The following is a 17,218-nucleotide window of genomic DNA, read 5'->3' as shown; positions in this document are numbered from 1 at the left end:
GCCACCTGACGCACCGCGGCCGGAAATCGTCTCCTAACCTGTTGTCCAGTGAACGTGCCCGGCCCCGCCTCCCCGCTCCCCGCATCCCCCACCACCCTGCGCGCCCTGCTGGCGCTCGCGGTGGTGTTCGTCATGCTGGCGATCACCGGCTGGACCGCGGTGCACCGGCCCGGCACGGACGTCGCGCCGCGCACCGCCGCCCTCGCCGCGTGGGCCGGGGCCCAGGCGGGCGGGCATCCGGTGCCGCCCGCCGACGCACCCGTACGGACGGTCGCCCGGTTCTTCGCGAACCTCGACGCCGGCGAGCGGGCCCGGCTCGCCGACACGCACCCGCTGGTGGTCGGCAACCTCAACGGCGTCCCGGCGGCGCTGCGCTACCGGGCCAACCGGGTCGCACTCGCCCAGGCCCAGGACGTCGAGGAGCACCGCGCCAAGGACGTCCGGCTCACCCCGGCGGCCCGGACGGACGCCGGACGGCGAGGCCACCGCTTCGCCTCGATGCTGGCCGGCGACCGGCAGATCCTCGCCTTCGACCCGACCGGCGGCGGCCTGGCCGCCGAGGTCTTCGGCGACCTGGACCACGCGCGCCGCATCTCGGTGATCGTGCCCGGCGTCGACACCGACCTGCGCACCTTCGAGCGGACCGCGCGCCGCTGGTCCGCGCCGGTGGGCATGGCCCAGTCCCTGTACGCCGCCGAGCGCGCCGCGGCTCCGGCCCTGCCGACCGCGGTGGTCGCCTGGGCTGACTACACCACCCCGGCGGGCATGGGCGTGGACGCGGCCACCGGACGGCTGGCCGTGGAGGGGGCGGCACGGCTGGAGGCGTTCACCTCGGCGCTGCCGGCCCGCGCCGGCACGGCCCTGATCTGCCACAGCTACGGCTCCGTGGTGTGCGGGGTGGCGGCGGCCAAGCTGCCGGCCCGGGTGACGGACATCGTGGTGGCGGGCAGCCCGGGCACCCGGGCGGAGAACGTCACCGGACTGCACACGGCGGCCCGGGTCTGGGCGATGCGGGATCCAGGCGACTGGATCGCCGACGTGCCACACCTGGAGGTCGGCGGGGTGGGCCACGGCGCCGACCCGATGTCCGGCGACTTCGGCGCCCGTCGGCTGTCGGCGGCCGGGGCGGGCAGCCACACCGGCTATTTCGCGCCAGGCACGGAGGCGGTGCAGAACCTGGCCAGGGTCGGAACCGGTACGTACGGTTCCGTGGTGTGCCTCCCCGGGGACGACTCGTGCCGCGACGGCATTTCCGGGACAGATGAGGGCTGACGCGGCCGGAGGCCGGAGAATCGACGGGAAGACGGTCTCCGCAGCGAGGCAGACGGCCGGGGCCGGTGCACCTTACGATGGCCCGCATGGGTGACGTACTGGCCGGAAATCATGCCGTCTGGGAGTTCGACTCGGACTCGGTGCTCATCCGCTTCACACGGGGGATCAGGACGCGGCGGCTGTTCAGCGCGCTCGGACAGCGGCGCATCCCCTACGAGGCGTTGTCGGGGCTGACACTGACCTCGGGCAAGCGGGACTCCGTCGTCCTGAGGGCCGTGCCGAGACCGGGCGCGGACCCGCTGATGGAGGCGGCGGAGGGGCAGCTCAAGGAGGTCTGCGACCCGTACCGGCTGGTGCTGCCGGGTGACGGGGCGGCGCGGGCCGCCTCGCTGACGGAAGCAGTGCGTCCGCTTCTGGGTCCGGACGAGGAGGCGCCGGCCTTCCTGGTGGAGGTGCCCGAGCCGCCGCTGGTACTGAAGGCGTACGACGCCCGGGTCTCCTTCGACGGCTCGGCCGTCGCGCTGCGCTGGTCCCGTACGGGCGCCAGCAGCGCGAAGTGGAAGTCCGGGGACCAGGAGTACCCGGTGTCCGCGCTGTCCGGGGTGGAGTGGTGCTCGCCGGAGGGACCGGGCGGCCACCTCCGGCTGAAGCTGCGCGACGCGGCGCCGGACGCGGCGCCCCTGCTGCCCGACCACGATCCGGCGGCGGTGGTGTTCGCGCTGGGCTACGGGGCGGTGCACGAGTCCCTGCCCTTCGCGGCGACGGTGCTGGCCGCGGTGCGGGGGCGGACCCCGGTGGCGGCGGTGCCGCTGCCGCGTTCCGCGGCGGAGCCGGCGGAGTCGGCAGGGTCCGACCGGATGCGGCACCTCGGTGAGCTGCACGGTGCCGGGCTGCTGACGGACGCCGAGTACGCGGCGTTGCGGGATCGTTTCGCCAACGAGCCGGACACACCGGCCTGACCCCGGGCCGCCGCCGCGTGGGCCGGCCGCCGCAGACCGCCGTGCGGGCAGGCGTGCCCACACGGCGGCGGAGGCCCGCCCACCCCTTCGCGGAACTACTCGCGGGACGCCGAGGTGAAGGTCATGTCCGGGTAGCGGGTGCCGGCGACCTGCGCCGCCAGCGGCTCCAGCTCGGCGAGCTCCGCGTCCGTCAGGACGATCCCCGTGGCGGCCACGTTCTCCGCGAGGCGGCTCCGCTTGCGGGTGCCCGGGATCGGGACCACCGTCAGGCCGTGCACCCGGGCCCGCTGCTGGACCCAGGCCAGCGCGATCTGCGCCGGGGTCGCCCCGCGCGCCGCCGCGATCTCCCGCACCGGGGTGAGCAGCAGCGCGTTCGTCTTGGCGTTGTCCCCGGTGAACCGGGGCTGCATGCGCCGGAAGTCGCCCTCCGCCAGATCCGCGCCCGCGTCGGCGAACGCCCCGGTCAGAAAGCCCCGCCCGAGCGGGGAGTACGGCACGAACGCCACCCCCAGCTCCGCCGCCGCGCCGACCGCGCTGCGCTCCACGTCCCGGCTGAACAGCGACCACTCCGACTGGAGCGCGGCGATCGGGTGCACCGCGTGCGCCTCCCGCAGCTCCGCCCCGGTCACCTCGCTCAGCCCCAGGTGCAGCACCTTGCCCTCGGCCACCAGCTCCGCCATCGCGCCGACCGTCTCGGCCAGCGGCACGGCCGGGTCCCGCCGGTGCATGTAGTAGAGGTCGATCACCTCCACGCCGAGCCGCTTGAGGCTGCCCTCCACGGCCGCCCGGATGTAGGGCCGGTCGTTCCTGGTGCCCCGGTACTGCGGGTCGTCGGTCCGCTCTATGCCGAACTTGGTCGCCAGCACCACCTCGTCCCGGCGCTCGGCCAGGAACGGCGCCAGGAACTCCTCGTTCGCCCCGCGCCCGTAGACGTCCGCCGTGTCCAGCAGGGTGACCCCGGCCTCCAGCGCGGCGACCAGCGTGTCCCGCGCGGCCGCCTGGTCCGTCTCCCCGTAGAACTCGCTCATGCCCATGCAGCCCAGGCCCTGCACCCCGACCAGCGGACCGCCCGCACCGAGTTCGGCCTGTCCGATCCTGCCGATCCCACTCATGTCAGCCACCACAGCTCCTCCCCGCATACATTCCGATCTTGAGGTCCAGCACGGCGAGCGCGTCGGTCAGTTCCGCGATCCGCGCCCGCACGTCGTCCCGGGTCCGCTCCAGCAGTTCCCGGCGCTCCCCCGCGGTGTCCTCGCCGGCCCGCACGAGTTCGGCGTACCGGACCATGTCCGCCACCGACATGCCGGTGGCCCGCAGCTTCCCGACGAAGGCCAGCCAGTCCAGGTCCCGGTCGGTGAACCGGCGCTGCCCCGAGTGCGAGCGGTCGATGTGCGGCATCAGGCCGATCCGCTCGTACCAGCGCAGCGTGTGCTGGGTCAGGCCGGTCCGGGCCTCGACCTCGCTGATCGTGTACCGGGTCTCCGTCAGGTTCATGACCGCAACGCTAGATCCCTGGAGTGCACTCCAGGCAAGTAGGCTCGGCGGCATGGAGAATCCGGTGAACCTGCAGAGCCTGCGTACCATCGAGAGCTGGCCGGTGCCGACCGCCGCCGCGGCCGTCGTCCGGTCGGACGGCACCGTGGCCGGCACGCACGGCCCGGTCCACCACCGGTTCCCGCTGGCCTCCGTGACCAAGCCGCTGACCGCGTACGCCGCACTGGTCGCCTACGAGGAGGGCGCGATCGAGCTCGACGAGCCGGCCGGCCCCGAGGGTTCCACGGTCCGTCACCTCCTCGCCCACACCAGCGGTCTGGCCTTCGACGAGCACCGCGCCATGGCCCCCGCCGGGACCCGCCGGCTGTACTCCAACGCCGGTTTCGAGGAGCTCGGGGACCACATCGCCAAGGCCACCGGCATCCCCTTCGCCGAGTACCTGCACCAGGCCGTGTTCGAGCCCCTGGGGATGACCGCGAGCAGCCTCGACGGCTCGCCCGCCAAGGACGGCGTCTCCACGGTCGCCGACCTGGTCCGCTTCGCCGCCGAGCTGCAGGCGCCGCGGCTGCTGGACCCGCGCACGGTCGCCGCGGCGATCACCGTGGTGCATCCCGGCCTCAAGGGCGTGCTGCCCGGCTACGGCCACCAGTCCCCCAACGACTGGGGCCTGGGCATGGAGATCCGCGACGGCAAGTCCCCGCACTGGACGGGCGCGTCCTCCTCCCCGCGCACCTTCGGGCACTTCGGCCAGTCGGGCACCTTCCTCTGGGTGGACCCGGACGCGCGCGCCGCGTGCGTGGCACTGACCGACCGCGCCTTCGGGCCGTGGGCGGTCGAGGCCTGGCCCCCGTTCACCGACGCGGTCCTCGCCGAGCTGGCCTCCTCCCGCTGAGGGCCGGGCCGAGGCCGGGCTGAGCTGCGGCACCCCTCAGGAGCCGAACTCCCACAGCAGCAGTTCCGCCGGGGACCCGGCCGTGATCTCCAGGCCCTCCTCGCCGGTGATCCGCGCCGCGTCCCCGGGCTCCAGCTCCACCCCGTCCAGCCGGACGTCCCCGCGCACCACGTGCACGTACACCCGCGGCGCGTCCGGCACGGGCGTCACCTCGCCCGCCGCGGGCCGCCGTACGTGCAGCACCGCCGACGCGGCGGGCAGCGGGTAACGGCCCCCGTCCGGCACCGAGCGGACGATCCCGTACGCCGGCTCGCCGCCGGGGTCCTCGGGCGCCAGCCACATCTGCACGAAGCGCAAGGGGCGCGTCCCGTCGTTGCGTTCGACGTGCCGGACCCCGTCGGCGGAGCTCAGGTGCTGGAGGTCGCCGGGCTGCACGGTGGCGGCGTGCCCGGCGTCGTCGCGGTGCGTCAGCTCGCCCTCCACCACCCAGGTGACGATCTCGGTGTGGTGGTGCGGGTGCTCGTCGAATCCGGCGCCCGGGGCGAGGGTCTCCTCGTTGACGGCGAGGACCGGACCGAACCGGAGGTTGTCCGGATCGTAGAAGTTCCCGAAGGAGAATGCGTGCCGGGTGTCGATCCCGGCGGCCCCGTTCCCGCCCGGGTAGCGGTCGGTGCCACGGCGTACGTCGATCATGACGGCCACGGTAGCGGGCCCCCGGGAGTCCGCCGGGCCGCCCGGATAGGGCAGTCTTGTCCCGTGCCCCAACCCGAACGTGAGCATCCCACCGAGCACGCGCCCGCGCACCTGCCTGCGCAGCCCGTCCATCCGCATGCCGCGACGCTGCGCCGGCTGGAGAGGTCCTCCGGTCGGCTGGCCGCGAACGCCATCGCCCGCATGGACGAGTCGCTGCCGTGGTACCGGGCGATGCCGCCGGAGAACCGGTCCTGGATCGGCCTGGTCGCCCAGGCCGGCATCGCCGCGTTCACCGAGTGGTTCCGGCACCCGGAGACCCCGCAGGCGATCTCGACCGACGTGTTCGGCACCGCGCCGCGCGAGCTGACCCGGGCGATCACCCTGCGCCAGACCGTCGAGATGGTGCGCACCACCATCGAGGTCATGGAAGTGGCCATCGAGGAGGTGGCCGCGCCGGGCGACGAGTCGATCCTGCGCGAGGCCCTGCTCGTCTACGCCCGGGAGATCGCCTTCGCCACCGCCCAGGTGTACGCCCAGGCGGCCGAGGCGCGCGGCGCCTGGGACGCCCGGCTGGAGTCGCTGGTGGTCAACGCGGTGCTGTCCGGGGAGGCCGACGAGGGCGCCCTGTCCCGGGCCGCCGCGCTCGGCTGGAACTCGCCGGAGCACGTCTGCGTGGTGCTGGGCACCGCACCGGACGGCGACAGCGAGCTGACCGTGGAGGCGATCCGGCGGGCTTCCCGGCACGCCAAGGTGCAGGTGCTCACCGGAGTGCTCGGGGACCGCCTGGTGGTCATCGCCGGCGGCAGCGACGATCCGCTGCGGGTGGCGAAGTCGCTGATCGGCCCGTTCGCGGCGGGCCCGGTGGTGGCCGGACCGGTGGTGCCGGACCTGATGGCGGCGACCCGGTCCGCGCAGGCCGCGACGGCCGGCCTGAAGGCGTGCGCGGCATGGCAGGACGCACCGCGCCCGGTGCTCGCGGACGATCTCCTGCCGGAGCGCGCGATCGCCTCGGACCCTTCGGCCCGCGAACAGCTGGTGGAGGAGATCTACAGACCGCTGGAGGAGGCCGGTTCGGCCCTGCTGGAGACTCTGAGCGTCTACCTGGAGCAGGCCAGCAGCCTCGAAGGCGCAGCTCGAATGCTGTTCGTGCACCCGAACACCGTGCGCTACCGGCTCCGTCGTGTGACCGACGTCACCGGCTGGTCACCCTCCGATGTCCGCTCGGCGTTCACGCTGCGGATCGCCCTGATTCTCGGGCGTCTGGCTGACGGAGATCAGCAACCCTAGACTTTTGTCGGACATCAACAATTACCCCGATGGTTCTTCGTCCCTGTCATCACGGGCGGCGCGGACCGACTACAAGAGAGAGTGTGAGGGTGCTCGTACTCGTCGCTCCCGGCCAAGGCGCTCAGACGCCCGGCTTCCTGACCCCCTGGCTCGACCTGCCCGGCGCCGCCGAGCGCGTCGCCGCCTGGTCCGAGGCCATCGGTCTCGACCTCGCCCACTACGGCACCAAGGCCGATGCGGACGAGATCCGCGACACCGCCGTGGCCCAGCCGCTGCTGGTGGCCGCCGGTCTGCTGTCCGCGGCGCACCTCGACGGCATCGTGCCCGGCGCGGTCGCCGGCCACAGCGTCGGTGAGATCACGGCCGCCGCGGTCGCGGGCGTGCTGACCGAGTCGGACGCGCTGTCCTTCGTGCGCACCCGCGGGCTGGGCATGGCGGACGCCGCCGCGGTCACCCCGACCGGGATGTCCGCGGTCCTCGGTGGCGACCGGGACACCGTGGTCGCACACCTGGAGAAGCTGGGCCTGACCCCGGCGAACATCAACGGCGCGGGCCAGATCGTGGCCGCCGGCACCCTGGAGCAGCTGGCCGCCCTGGAGGCGGACAAGCCCGAGGGCGCCATGAAGGTCGTCGCCCTCAAGGTCGCGGGCGCCTTCCACACGCACCACATGGCCCCGGCGGTGGCCCGGCTGGAGGAGGCCGCCCAGGCGCTCACCCCCGCCGACCCGACCGTCACGTACGTCTCGAACAAGGACGGCGCCGCCGTCGCCACGGGTGCCGACGTCGTCGCCCGCCTGGTCGGCCAGGTCGCCAACCCGGTCCGCTGGGACCTGTGCATGGAGCGGTTCGCCGGGCTCGGCGTCACCGGGATCATCGAACTGTGCCCCGGCGGCACCCTGACGGGCCTGGCCAAGCGCGCCCTCAAGGGCGTCCCCTCGGTGGCCCTGAAGACCCCGGACGACATCGAGAAGGCCAAGGAGCTCGCCGCCGAGATCTCGGCCTGAGAGAAGGAGCCCCACCCAGCATGTCGAAGATCAAGCCTGCCAAGGGCTCCCCTTACGCACGCATCCTCGGGGTCGGCGGCTACCGCCCGACCCGGGTGGTGCCCAACGACGTGATCCTGGAGACGATCGACTCCTCCGACGAGTGGATCCGCTCCCGCAGCGGCATCCAGACCCGTCACTGGGCCTCGCCCGAGGAGACGGTGGCCGCGATGTCGGTGGAGGCGTCGGGCAAGGCCCTCGCCGACGCCGGCGTGTCGCCCGAGCAGATCGGTGCCGTGATCGTCTCGACGGTCTCGCACTTCAAGCAGACCCCGGCCGTCGCGACCGAGATCGCCGACCGGATCGGCGCGGGCAGGCCCGCCGCGTTCGACATCTCGGCGGGCTGCGCCGGCTTCGGCTACGGCCTGACGCTGGCCAAGGGCCTCGTCGTGGAGGGTTCGGCGGAGTACGTCCTCGTCATCGGCGTGGAGCGGCTCTCGGACCTGACCGACCTGGAGGACCGGGCAACGGCCTTCCTGTTCGGCGACGGCGCCGGCGCCGTGGTCGTCGGTCCCGCGGACGAGCCGGCCATCGGCCCCACCGTGTGGGGTTCGGAGGGCGACAAGTCCGAGACCATCAAGCAGACCGTGCCGTGGGACCAGTACCGAGGTGACGCGGCCGGCGAGAAGTTCCCGGCCATCACGCAGGAGGGCCAGGCGGTGTTCCGCTGGGCCGTCTTCGAGATGGCGAAGGTGGCCCAGCAGGCGCTCGACGCGGCCGGGATCACCGCGGATGACCTGGACGTCTTCATTCCGCACCAGGCGAACATGCGGATCATCGATTCGATGGTGAAGACTCTGAAACTGCCGGAGCACGTGACGGTCGCCCGTGACGTGGAAACCACCGGCAACACCTCGGCCGCCTCGATTCCGCTCGCGATGGAGCGGCTTCTGGCGACCGGGGCGGCGAAGAGCGGCGACACCGCACTCGTCATCGGCTTCGGGGCGGGGCTCGTCTACGCCGCCACGGTCGTTACCCTCCCCTAGGGCCGGGGATCATCCCCGTCCCACACCACTCAGACAGCTACCAGAAGGAGCGCCACATGGCCGCCACCCAGGAAGAGATCGTCGCGGGCCTCGCCGACATCGTCAACGAGATCGCCGGCATCCCGGTCGAGGACGTCGAGATCGACAAGTCCTTCACCGACGACCTGGACGTCGACTCGCTGTCCATGGTCGAGGTCGTCGTCGCCGCCGAGGAGCGCTTCGGCGTCAAGATCCCGGACGAGGACGTCAAGAACCTGAAGACCGTCGGCGACGCCGCGGACTACATCCTCAAGAACCAGGGCTGAGCCCGAAGAAGCGTTTGTCGCCACCTGGCGGTGGCCGTGACAAATTCAGCACCCTCGACACGTGGAGAAAGAATTCCTGTGAGCCCGACCAATCGCACCGTGGTCGTCACCGGTATCGGCGCAACCACTCCGCTGGGTGGCGACAGCGCATCGACCTGGGAAGGTCTGCTCGCCGGTCGCTCCGGCGTGAAGCCCCTGGAGGGCGAGCGCTTCGCCGAGCTCCCGGTCCGCATCGCCGCGCAGGCCGCCGTCGACCCGGGCGAGGTCCTGCCCCGGCCGCTGGCCCGCAAGCTCGACCGCTCGGCGCAGTTCGCGCTGATCGCGGCCAGGGAGGCGTGGGCCGACGCCGGCTACACCGCCCCGGCGGGTGAGGACGCGTCCGTCGCGCCCGAGCGCCTGGGCACCGTGATCGCCTCCGGTATCGGCGGTGTCACCACTCTGCTCGACCAGTACGACGTACTGAAGGAAAAGGGTGTGCGCCGGGTCTCCCCGCACACCGTCCCCATGCTCATGCCGAACGGTCCCTCCGCCAACGTCGGCCTGGAGGTGAACGCCCAGGCGGGCGTGCACACCCCGGTCAGCGCCTGCGCGTCGGGTGCCGAGGCCATCGGCTACGCCGTCGAGATGATCCGTACCGGCCGTGCCGACGTGGTCGTCGCCGGCGGCACCGAGGCGGCGATCCACCCGCTGCCGATCGCCGCGTTCGCCAACATGATGGCGATGTCCAAGAACAACGACGAGCCCACCCGGGCCTCCCGTCCCTATGACAAGGGCCGTGACGGCTTCGTGCTCGGCGAGGGCGCCGGCGTCGTGGTGCTGGAGTCCGCGGAGCACGCCGCCCGCCGTGGCGCCCGCGTCTACTGCGAGGTGCTGGGCCAGGGCCTGTCGGCCGACTCGCACCACATCGCGCAGCCCGAGCCGACCGGCCGCGGTGTCGCCACCGCCGTGCAGAACCTGCTGGACAACACGGGTCTGAAGCCGGCCGAGGTGGTGCACGTCAACGCCCACGCGACCTCCACCCCGCAGGGTGACAGCGCCGAGATCAAGGCGCTGCGCAAGGTGCTCGGTGACGACCTCGACCACGTGGCGATCTCCGCCACCAAGTCGATGACCGGTCACCTGCTGGGCGGCGCGGGCGGTATCGAGACCGTCGCGACCGTGCTGGCGCTGTACCACCGGATCGCCCCGCCGACGATCAACATCGACGAGCTGGACGAGGAGATCGACGCGGACATCGTGGTCGGCGAGCCGCGCAAGCTGCCGGCCGACGGCCCCATCGCCGCGATCAACAACTCCTTCGGCTTCGGCGGTCACAACGTGACGCTGGCCTTCCGGACCATCTGAGCACCTCTGTGAAGAAGGCCCACCCGGATCCGGGTGGGCCTTCTTCATGCGTGCGGGGCGGTCACACTAGACCACTTGGTGGAGCCAGCGGACCGGGGCTCCCTCGCCGGCGTAGCGGAAGGGTTCGAGCTCGTCGTCCCAGGGCTTGCCGAGCAGCCTGGCGATCTCCGCCTCCAGCTGGGTCTCGCCGTGCGCGGCGCGCGCGAGGGCGGCGCGGAGCCGGTCCTCGGGGATCAGGATGTCCCCGTGCAATCCGGTGACGGCGTGGAAGATGCCCAGCTCGGGGGTGGAGCTGTAGCGCTCGCCCTCGGCGGTGGCGCAGGGTTCGGCGGTGACCTCGAAGCGCAGCAGGTGCCAGCCGCGGAGGGCGGAGGCGAGCTTCGAGGCGGTGCCGGCTTCGGCCTGCCAGGAGAACTCGGCTCTCCAGGTGCCCGGGGAGGCGGGCTGCCTGATCCAGTCGAGGTTCACCCGCACCCCGAGCACGCCCGCAACCGCCCATTCCACATGCGGACAGAGCGCACGCGGTGCGGAATGCACGTACAGAACTCCACGTGTCGTCACCGGGACCTCCAGTGTGGGACGAGGTCGGGAAGAAACTCCTGAAAACGGACAGTTTGTGACGTGATGTAATTTACCGGAAACGATCAGATAGTGCGTTACGGGCCCCGCGGCCGGAACGCCACGGGAAAAAGCTACCGTGCGGCGGGGCTCCCGGGGTGACGTACGGTCGGTCGTGGGCCGGGGAAACACGGAGCTTTCACTCGGCGGGACGTCCCGGACGGACCGGGGACGACGAGGGAGGGAGGCACGCGATGCGGACCACGCACGGGCGCCGGCGCACGCGGAGCGCTCTGGCGGCCGCGTCGGCCGCGGCAGTTGTGCTGGTGGGGGCGCTGAGCGGGTGTTCGTCGGGGGACGGCGGGGCGGCCGGAGGGGACGCGGCGCTCCAGGCCCGGCCCTCTCCCGCGCCGGCCCCGCGCTGGAACACCTCCCCGGCGTCCATCGCCGCTGTGGGTGACTCCATCACCCGTGGTTTCGATGCCTGTTCGGTGTTCGCGGACTGCCCGGAGGCGTCCTGGGCCACCGGCAACGACCCCGAGGTCCAGTCGCTGGCGAGCCGGCTGCTGGGCGCCGCGGAAGCACCGGCCCGGAGCTGGAACTACGCGGCCACCGGCTCCCGGATGGCGGACCTGCCCGCCCAGCTCTCCGAGGCTGCCGCGCACCGTCCGGACCTGGTCACGGTGATGGTCGGGTCGAACGACGCCTGCCGCCAGACGGCTTCGGCGATGACCCCCGTGCCCGCGTTCCGGGCCGACTTCGAGAAGGGCCTGGCGGAGCTGCGCCGGAGCTCGCCGAAGTCGCAGGTGTACGTCTCCAGCGTGCCCGACCTGCTGCGGCTGTGGGAGACGGGCAAGGACAGTCCGATGGGCCGGCAGATCTGGAAGCTGGGCATCTGCCCGTCGATGCTGGCGAAGGCCGAGTCGACGGCCCCGGCGGCGGTGGCCCGGCGGGAACAGGTGCGCGCCCGGGTGGTGGCGTACAACCAGGCGCTGCGCGAGGTGTGCGCGAAGGACGAACTGTGCCGCTACGACGGGGGCGCGGTGTTCCAGTACCCGTTCTCGGTGGAGCAGTTGAGCCGGTGGGACTGGTTCCACCCCGGGAAGAACGGCCAGGCGCGGCTGGCCGAGCTGGCGCACCGCCAGGTGACGGCGGCCCGGCCGCCGATCTGACCGCGGACCCGACCGCCGGTCGGACTGCCGGTTCGAACCGCCGGTCCGACCGCCTGCGGTGGGAGTGGTGGACCGGGGGCGGCTGTCAGGGGCCGCCCCCGGTCCGGTCGGGGGGAGTCCGGCCGGAAGGAGTCCGGCCGGGCCCGGGTGGTGCCCGGTCGGTGTGCGGGCGCCGGCTCAGAGGTGGAGCGTGGCCGTCAGCCGGGTGTCGGCGTACGAGCGGCCCGCCCGGACCAGGTGCGCCCCGTCGGTCCGCCGCCAGCGGCCGGCCTCCTCGTCCCAGCTCTCGAAGGCGCGGCCGGGCAGCTCGATCTCCGTCTCGACGGTCTCGCCGGGGCCGGCCTCGACGGCCGCGAATCCGGCCAGCCGGCCCGGCGTACGGTCCCGGACGTCCGCCGTCTCCCCGTCCCCGGCGGGCACGAGGTAGACCTGGACCACCTCGCGGCCGGGCCGGGTACCGGTGTTGGCGAGCCGGACCCGGACCGTGGCGCCGGGGCCGCCCGGGCCGCCCGGGCCGCCGGTCCCGGAGGTCACCTCCAGGGACTCGTAGCTCCAGTCCGTGTAGCCCAGGCCGTGCCCGAAGGCGTACGCGGGCTCGGTCCCGGCCCGCTCGTAGGCGCGGTAGCCGATGAAGACCCCCTCGCGGTACTCCAGTCGGCCGTCGACCGGGACCACCTCGGTGACGGGCGCGTCGGCGAGCACGGCCGGCCAGGTGGTGGGCAGCCGCCCGCCCGGCTCCCGCGCACCGAGCAGTACGTCGGCCAGCGCGGCCCCGCCCTCCTGTCCCGGGAACCAGGTGAGCAGCACCGCGGCGACCTCCTCGCGCCAGGGCAGTTCCACCGGGGAGCCCGCGTTGACCACCACCACCGTGCGGGGGTTGACCGCGGCGACGGCCCGGACCAGGTCGTCCTGACGGCCCGGCAGCTTCAGGTCCTTGCGGTCGAATCCCTCGGACTCGACCCGCTCGGTGGTGGCGACCACCACGACGGCGGTGTCGGCGGCGCGGGCGGCCTCCACGGCCTCGGCGATCAGCTCGTCGGGGTCCCGCCGCGGGCCGAGGTGGAGCAGTGAGAACATGACGGCCTTGAGCGGCAGGGTGCTCAGGTCCGGGACGTGGAAGAGCAGGGAGACCCGCACCGGCCGGCCCGCCTCCAGGCTGACCCGGCCCCGTTCGCTGGGCGCGCCGAAGAACGCCTCGAAGGGGTCGGCCTCCTCGCCCATCCGCTGGACGCCCTCCCAGACGGCCGCGCCGTCCACGGTGAGGGTGAAGGCGCCGAGCCCGCGGGTGCCGAAGGCGTGCTCGCCGGTCTCGCGCGGGGTGAAGGTACCGGTGACCTCGATGGACGCCATGGTCTCGTAGGTCGCTCCGGCGGGCAGGTCGTCGCCGATCCACTGGACCTGGCCGGTGGGCAGGCTGCCTTCGCCGAGGACGGTGCCGGTGGCGTCCCGGCAGACGGCGCGCAGTTCGAAGCCCTGGCCGGCGGGGGTGAGTTCGTCGCTGGGGTCGGCTCCGACGGCGTAGCGGAGGGAGCCGGGCGGGAGGGCGGCGGTGAGGCCGTCGAGCGGGGAGACGATCCGTTCGGGGAAGACGGTGGCGGAACCACCGCCGAGCACGCGTGCGTCGCGGGCGGCGGCGCCGAGCAGGGCGACGGTGGGGCCGGCACCGGAGGGCGGGGGCAGGGTGCCGGAGGGCGGCAGGGCGCCGGCGGAGGGGAGGGCGCCGGAGGGCAGCGGGAGCCTGCCGGAGGACAGCGGGAGGGTGCCGCCCTCGTTGCGGAGCAGCACGAAGCCGCGGGCGGCGGTCTCGCGGGCCAGGGCCTGTCCGTCGACCGGCTCGGGGAGCCCGGTGACCGCGGCGGGGGCGCCGTCCAGCAGACCCACCCGGGCGGCGAGCCGCAGCACGTTGCGCACGGCGGCGTCCACGGCGGCCTCGGGGACCTCCCCGGAGCGGACGGCCTCGGCGAGCGCCGGCCCGTACACGGTCTGCGGGCCGGGCATGGCGATGTCCAGTCCGCCGAGGATGCAGCCGGCGGTGGAGCGGGCGGCCATCCAGTCGGAGACGTTGGCCCCGTCGAACCCCCATTCGCCGCGCAGCACCTCCTCGACGAGGTGCCGGTGCTCGGTCATGGTCGTGCCGTTGACCCGGTTGTAGGCGGTCATCACGCCCCAGGGGCGGGCGTCCTTGACGATGGCCGCGAAGGGGGCCAGGTAGAGCTCCCGGAGCGCACGCCCGGCGATGCGGTTGTCGACGGTGAAGCGCTCGGTCTCGGCGTCGTTGCCGGCGAAGTGCTTGACGGTGGTGCCGACCCCGCCCTCCTGGACGCCGAGGACGTAGCCGGTGCCGATCGCGCCGGTGAGGAACGGGTCCTCGGAGTAGCACTCGAAGTGGCGGCCGCCCAGCGGTGAGCGGTGCAGGTTGACGGTGGGGGCGAGCACGACGTGGACGCCCTTGCGGCGGGCTTCCTGGGCCAGCAGCCTGCCCGCCCGGCGGGCGGTCTCCGGGTCCCAGGAGGCGGCGAGCGCGGTCGGGGAAGGCAGGGCGACCGAGGGGTCGTCGGTGGTCCAGCGGACACCGCGGACACCGACGGGGCCGTCGGACATGACCAGGGAGCCCAGGCCGATCTCCGGGACCGCGGGCAGGGTCCACATGTCCTGGCCGGCCAGCAGCCGGGCCTTGGTGTCGAGGTCGAGCTTGCCGAGTGCGGCCTCCACTCGGTCTTCGCGGATCTGGTCGGCGTGGGTCACGGCCGGGCCTCCTCATGGGTGCGGGCGGTGGGGGGCGCGCCCATCGTGGACCCGGATGCCTGTAGAGCGGTAGGGTTCGTAATCCATTCGTGATTTTTCGATGCCGTACGGTCCTCCTGACGAGGTCGAACGGAAGGGGCGCCGGGGCGATGGCCAGGGCGAGGAGCGAGGAGCGGCGGGACGAGATCGTCCGGGCCGCGCTGGAGGTGATCGCGGAACGCGGCTACCGGGGGGCGTCCCTGAACACGGTCGCCGAGCGGGTGGGCCTGACCCAGCAGGGCCTGCTGCACTACTTCCCGACCAAGGAAACGCTGCTGGTCGCGGTGCTGGAGGAGCGCGACCGGTGGGACACCGGGGGCGGGGCCCGCACCTCGGCCGGGCAGTGGCGGCTGGACCTGCTGGCCTCGCTGGTGGACTACAACGCGATGCGGCCGGGGATCGTGCAGACCTTCTCGGCGCTGCTGGGCGAGAGCGTGACGGAGGACCATCCGGCGCGGGCGTTCTTCACCGAGCGCTACGCCCAGGTGCGCGCCGAGACGGCGGCGCTGCTGCGGGCCGAGTTCGGCGACCGGCTGCCGTCCGGGCTCACCCCGGAGGCGGCGGCGCCGCTGCTGACGGCGGTGATGGACGGGCTGCAGTACCAGTGGCTGCTGGACCCGGAGGCGGTGGACATGCCCGGAGCGTTCCGGGCGTTCCTGGGCCTGCTGCGGGGAGCGGACGACACGGCGCGGCCGTGATCCGGGGGATCCGGGTACCCGGTGATCCAGGCGATCCGGGTGATCCGGGTGACCTGGTTACCTGGTGACCTGGTGATCCCAGGCGATCCGGTGATCCGGCGCCGGAGCGCCGTGTCGGTGTGCGCCGCCGCCGCAGGGCTGCGGCACGGTGGGGCGCATGACCGAGAACGGCACTCCCCGGGTCGGCCGCCGGACGGTCCTGCTGGCCGCCGGGTCGGCCGGGATCGCGGCGCTGGCCGCGGCCTGCGCCCGCCCGGACGGAACCCGCGGCGGGGAAGCCCGCGCCGGGGAAGCCCGCGCCGCCGCCACCGGGCCCGCCGGCCCGACCCCGTCCTGCGTCCTGGTCACCTCGGCGAGCGCGGGACCCTACTACTCCGGGCCCGGCAAGCTCCGCTCCGACATCACCGAGGGCCGGGCCGGGGTGCCGCTGCGGCTGGACCTGACGGTGGTCGGGGTGAAGCCCGGCTGCCGGCCGCTCGCCGGTGCCACCGTCGACGTCTGGCAGGCGGACGCCCAGGGCGAGTACTCCACCGGCCGGGCCACCCACCTGCGCGGCACCCAGGTCACCGACGCCGACGGCCGGTGCGTGATCAGGACGATCGTGCCCGGCTGGTACGCGGGCCTGGCCCCGCACATCCACTTCAAGGTGCGGCCGGACCGCCGCAGCGAGACCACCTCGGTGTTCTACCTGCCCGAGGACGTCCTGCGGCAGGTCTACGCGCGCGAGCCGTACGCGCGCCGCAAGGCCCCGGAGAACCCCAACGGCCGCGACGACCGCTACCGTTCCGCGGGCGCCGCGATGACCCTGGCCGTCACCCCGGACGGCACCGGCTACCGCGCCGCCTACACCGTCGGCATCGCCTGACCCGCCCCGCCCCCTCGGGGACGGTCACCAGGCCGGCCGGAGCGCCGACAGGTCGCTCTCCGCAAGCTCGGGGCGGCCGGTCAGTGCGGCGCGCACCGCCTCCAGGACCGGCAGCGGGGCATGGGCGGTGGCCAGGGCCACGTCCTTGGCGGCCAGCGCCACCGGGAAGTGCGAGTCCTCCGCGAACGCCCGGCCGACCGCACCCGCGAGGGGGCCCTTGGCCAGCTCGGTACGGAGCATCCCGGCGGGCAGGCCGAGGGCCTGACCCAGCCTCAGGGTCTCGTTCACCAGGGCCACTCCCCCGATCACGGCATTGATCAGCACCAGCTTCAGGGCCGCCCCCGAACCCGCCGGCCCGCACTCGGTGACCTCGCCGAGCCGTTCCAGCACCCCGGCGACCGGTCCGGGCAGCGGCCCGCCGGCCAGCACCCACAGGTCCCCCGAGGCGGCCCGGTCCACACTGCCCATGACGGGCGCGTCGGTCAGCGTCACCCCGTCCGGCAGGCGTGCCGCCAGGGCCCGGACGGTGTCCGGGCCGACCGTGGAGGTGTCGATCCAGTGGGTGCCGGGGCGCAGGGCCGGGAGCATCTCCCCGGCGACGGCCAGCAGGGCCTCCGGGTCGGCGAGCATGGTGATCACGACGTCCGCGTCGCGGACCGCCTCGGCGGGGGTCGCGGCGAGCACCGCGCCCGCCTCGACGAGCGGCCGCGCCCTGGCCGCCGTACGGTTCCAGACCGTCAGGGGGAGTCCGGAGGCGAGCAGGTGACGGGCCATCGGAGTGCCCATGCCGCCGAGGCCGAGGAAGGCGATCCTGTGTGTCTTGTCCATGGCCACGACGCTAGATCCGGCCCTCCCATGCGACAAGC

The 17,218-nt window shown here is 73.7% G+C and carries 17 protein-coding genes; 11 read left to right on the top strand and 6 right to left on the bottom strand.

Going from position 1 to position 17,218, the window contains the following annotated elements; all coding sequences use genetic code 11:
* The first annotated feature begins 132 nt into the window (after positions 1–132).
* Both AB0O36_RS12665 and AB0O36_RS12660 read left to right on the top strand, forming a co-directional pair.
* On the top strand, positions 133–1,272 hold the full coding sequence (locus AB0O36_RS12665) for an alpha/beta hydrolase (RefSeq protein ID WP_365108310.1): 1,140 nt from the start codon (positions 133–135) through the stop codon (positions 1,270–1,272).
* 77 nt (positions 1,273–1,349) lie between these two features.
* Positions 1,350–2,231: a DUF4429 domain-containing protein gene (locus AB0O36_RS12660; RefSeq protein WP_365108069.1), complete on the top strand. Its 882-nt coding sequence runs from the start codon at positions 1,350–1,352 to the stop codon at positions 2,229–2,231.
* A 95-nt stretch (positions 2,232–2,326) separates the two neighbouring features.
* On the opposite strand, the gene AB0O36_RS12655 is transcribed toward AB0O36_RS12660, so the two are convergent.
* Together AB0O36_RS12655 and AB0O36_RS12650 are read right to left on the bottom strand one after the other, a co-directional pair.
* Positions 2,327–3,343 (bottom strand): aldo/keto reductase, encoded by a 1,017-nt coding sequence (locus tag AB0O36_RS12655; RefSeq protein ID WP_365108307.1) that lies wholly within the window; start codon positions 3,341–3,343, stop codon positions 2,327–2,329.
* Position 3,344: 1 nt separating this feature from the next.
* The gene (locus AB0O36_RS12650; RefSeq protein WP_365108066.1) at positions 3,345–3,725 is read right to left on the bottom strand and encodes a MerR family transcriptional regulator; all 381 of its coding nucleotides are present in this window, start codon (positions 3,723–3,725) and stop codon (positions 3,345–3,347) included.
* Positions 3,726–3,795: 70 nt separating this feature from the next.
* On the opposite strand from AB0O36_RS12650, the gene AB0O36_RS12645 reads away from it, so the two are divergent.
* Positions 3,796–4,617: a serine hydrolase domain-containing protein gene (locus AB0O36_RS12645; RefSeq protein WP_365108304.1), complete on the top strand. Its 822-nt coding sequence runs from the start codon at positions 3,796–3,798 to the stop codon at positions 4,615–4,617.
* Between the two features lie 36 nt (positions 4,618–4,653).
* Here the strand turns inward: AB0O36_RS12645 and AB0O36_RS12640 are convergent, their stop codons facing one another.
* Positions 4,654–5,310, bottom strand: a complete 657-nt coding sequence (locus tag AB0O36_RS12640) for a pirin family protein (RefSeq protein ID WP_365108063.1) — start codon at positions 5,308–5,310, stop codon at positions 4,654–4,656.
* A 111-nt stretch (positions 5,311–5,421) separates the two neighbouring features.
* Between AB0O36_RS12640 and AB0O36_RS12635 the strand changes: the two genes are divergently transcribed.
* The 5 genes from AB0O36_RS12635 to fabF all read left to right on the top strand — a co-directional run bounded on the left by AB0O36_RS12635 (position 5,422) and on the right by fabF (position 10,275).
* Positions 5,422–6,597 (top strand): helix-turn-helix domain-containing protein, encoded by a 1,176-nt coding sequence (locus AB0O36_RS12635; RefSeq protein WP_365108301.1) that lies wholly within the window; start codon positions 5,422–5,424, stop codon positions 6,595–6,597.
* 89 nt (positions 6,598–6,686) lie between these two features.
* Entirely contained in the window at positions 6,687–7,601 is a 915-nt protein-coding gene (locus AB0O36_RS12630; protein WP_365108061.1) for an ACP S-malonyltransferase, read from the top strand.
* Positions 7,602–7,621: 20 nt separating this feature from the next.
* Positions 7,622–8,626, top strand: coding sequence for a ketoacyl-ACP synthase III (locus tag AB0O36_RS12625; RefSeq protein ID WP_365108058.1), 1,005 nt, complete (start codon positions 7,622–7,624; stop codon positions 8,624–8,626).
* 56 nt (positions 8,627–8,682) lie between these two features.
* Positions 8,683–8,931, top strand: a complete 249-nt coding sequence (locus AB0O36_RS12620; RefSeq protein WP_365108056.1) for an acyl carrier protein — start codon at positions 8,683–8,685, stop codon at positions 8,929–8,931.
* Positions 8,932–9,009: 78 nt separating this feature from the next.
* Positions 9,010–10,275, top strand: coding sequence for a beta-ketoacyl-ACP synthase II (gene fabF, locus AB0O36_RS12615; RefSeq protein ID WP_365108054.1), 1,266 nt, complete (start codon positions 9,010–9,012; stop codon positions 10,273–10,275).
* Between the two features lie 66 nt (positions 10,276–10,341).
* Here the strand turns inward: fabF and AB0O36_RS12610 are convergent, their stop codons facing one another.
* Entirely contained in the window at positions 10,342–10,836 is a 495-nt protein-coding gene (locus AB0O36_RS12610; RefSeq protein WP_365108051.1) for a DUF3145 domain-containing protein, read from the bottom strand.
* Between the two features lie 251 nt (positions 10,837–11,087).
* Between AB0O36_RS12610 and AB0O36_RS12605 the strand changes: the two genes are divergently transcribed.
* Positions 11,088–12,005, top strand: a complete 918-nt coding sequence (locus AB0O36_RS12605; protein ID WP_365108048.1) for an SGNH/GDSL hydrolase family protein — start codon at positions 11,088–11,090, stop codon at positions 12,003–12,005.
* 177 nt (positions 12,006–12,182) lie between these two features.
* Here the strand turns inward: AB0O36_RS12605 and AB0O36_RS12600 are convergent, their stop codons facing one another.
* Positions 12,183–14,750 (bottom strand): glycoside hydrolase family 3 C-terminal domain-containing protein, encoded by a 2,568-nt coding sequence (locus tag AB0O36_RS12600; RefSeq protein ID WP_365108046.1) that lies wholly within the window; start codon positions 14,748–14,750, stop codon positions 12,183–12,185.
* 149 nt (positions 14,751–14,899) lie between these two features.
* On the opposite strand from AB0O36_RS12600, the gene AB0O36_RS12595 reads away from it, so the two are divergent.
* Both AB0O36_RS12595 and AB0O36_RS12590 read left to right on the top strand, forming a co-directional pair.
* Positions 14,900–15,487 carry a TetR/AcrR family transcriptional regulator gene (locus AB0O36_RS12595; RefSeq protein WP_365108043.1) on the top strand — a complete coding sequence of 196 codons (588 nt, stop codon included), beginning with the start codon at positions 14,900–14,902 and terminating at the stop codon, positions 15,485–15,487.
* A 157-nt stretch (positions 15,488–15,644) separates the two neighbouring features.
* Positions 15,645–16,352 carry an intradiol ring-cleavage dioxygenase gene (locus tag AB0O36_RS12590; protein WP_365108040.1) on the top strand — a complete coding sequence of 236 codons (708 nt, stop codon included), beginning with the start codon at positions 15,645–15,647 and terminating at the stop codon, positions 16,350–16,352.
* Between the two features lie 24 nt (positions 16,353–16,376).
* On the opposite strand, the gene AB0O36_RS12585 is transcribed toward AB0O36_RS12590, so the two are convergent.
* Positions 16,377–17,180 carry an NAD(P)-dependent oxidoreductase gene (locus AB0O36_RS12585; RefSeq protein WP_365108037.1) on the bottom strand — a complete coding sequence of 268 codons (804 nt, stop codon included), beginning with the start codon at positions 17,178–17,180 and terminating at the stop codon, positions 16,377–16,379.
* Between the last annotated feature and the right edge of the window lie 38 nt (positions 17,181–17,218).

Origin of the sequence: Streptomyces sp. NPDC089799 (assembly GCF_040684755.1) — a bacterium.
Lineage (GTDB): Bacteria > Actinomycetota > Actinomycetes > Streptomycetales > Streptomycetaceae > Streptomyces.
Note: the sequence above shows the minus strand (reverse complement) of the source record. Positions and strands in the feature narration are given on the sequence as shown.

Excerpts from the sequence above, each read along its gene's own strand:
- AB0O36_RS12595 (WP_365108043.1), top strand. The coding sequence starts at position 14,900 with ATGGCCAGGGCGAGGAGCGAGGAGCGGCGGGACGAGATCGTCCGGGCC.
- AB0O36_RS12605 (WP_365108048.1), top strand. The coding sequence starts at position 11,088 with ATGCGGACCACGCACGGGCGCCGGCGCACGCGGAGCGCTCTGGCGGCC.
- AB0O36_RS12625 (WP_365108058.1), top strand. The coding sequence starts at position 7,622 with ATGTCGAAGATCAAGCCTGCCAAGGGCTCCCCTTACGCACGCATCCTC.
- AB0O36_RS12620 (WP_365108056.1), top strand. The coding sequence starts at position 8,683 with ATGGCCGCCACCCAGGAAGAGATCGTCGCGGGCCTCGCCGACATCGTC.
- AB0O36_RS12660 (WP_365108069.1), top strand. The coding sequence starts at position 1,350 with ATGGCCCGCATGGGTGACGTACTGGCCGGAAATCATGCCGTCTGGGAG.
- AB0O36_RS12590 (WP_365108040.1), top strand. The coding sequence starts at position 15,645 with ATGACCGAGAACGGCACTCCCCGGGTCGGCCGCCGGACGGTCCTGCTG.
- AB0O36_RS12665 (WP_365108310.1), top strand. The coding sequence starts at position 133 with ATGCTGGCGATCACCGGCTGGACCGCGGTGCACCGGCCCGGCACGGAC.
- AB0O36_RS12650 (WP_365108066.1), bottom strand. The coding sequence starts at position 3,725 with ATGAACCTGACGGAGACCCGGTACACGATCAGCGAGGTCGAGGCCCGG.
- AB0O36_RS12585 (WP_365108037.1), bottom strand. The coding sequence starts at position 17,180 with ATGGACAAGACACACAGGATCGCCTTCCTCGGCCTCGGCGGCATGGGC.
- AB0O36_RS12655 (WP_365108307.1), bottom strand. The coding sequence starts at position 3,343 with ATGAGTGGGATCGGCAGGATCGGACAGGCCGAACTCGGTGCGGGCGGT.
- AB0O36_RS12640 (WP_365108063.1), bottom strand. The coding sequence starts at position 5,310 with ATGATCGACGTACGCCGTGGCACCGACCGCTACCCGGGCGGGAACGGG.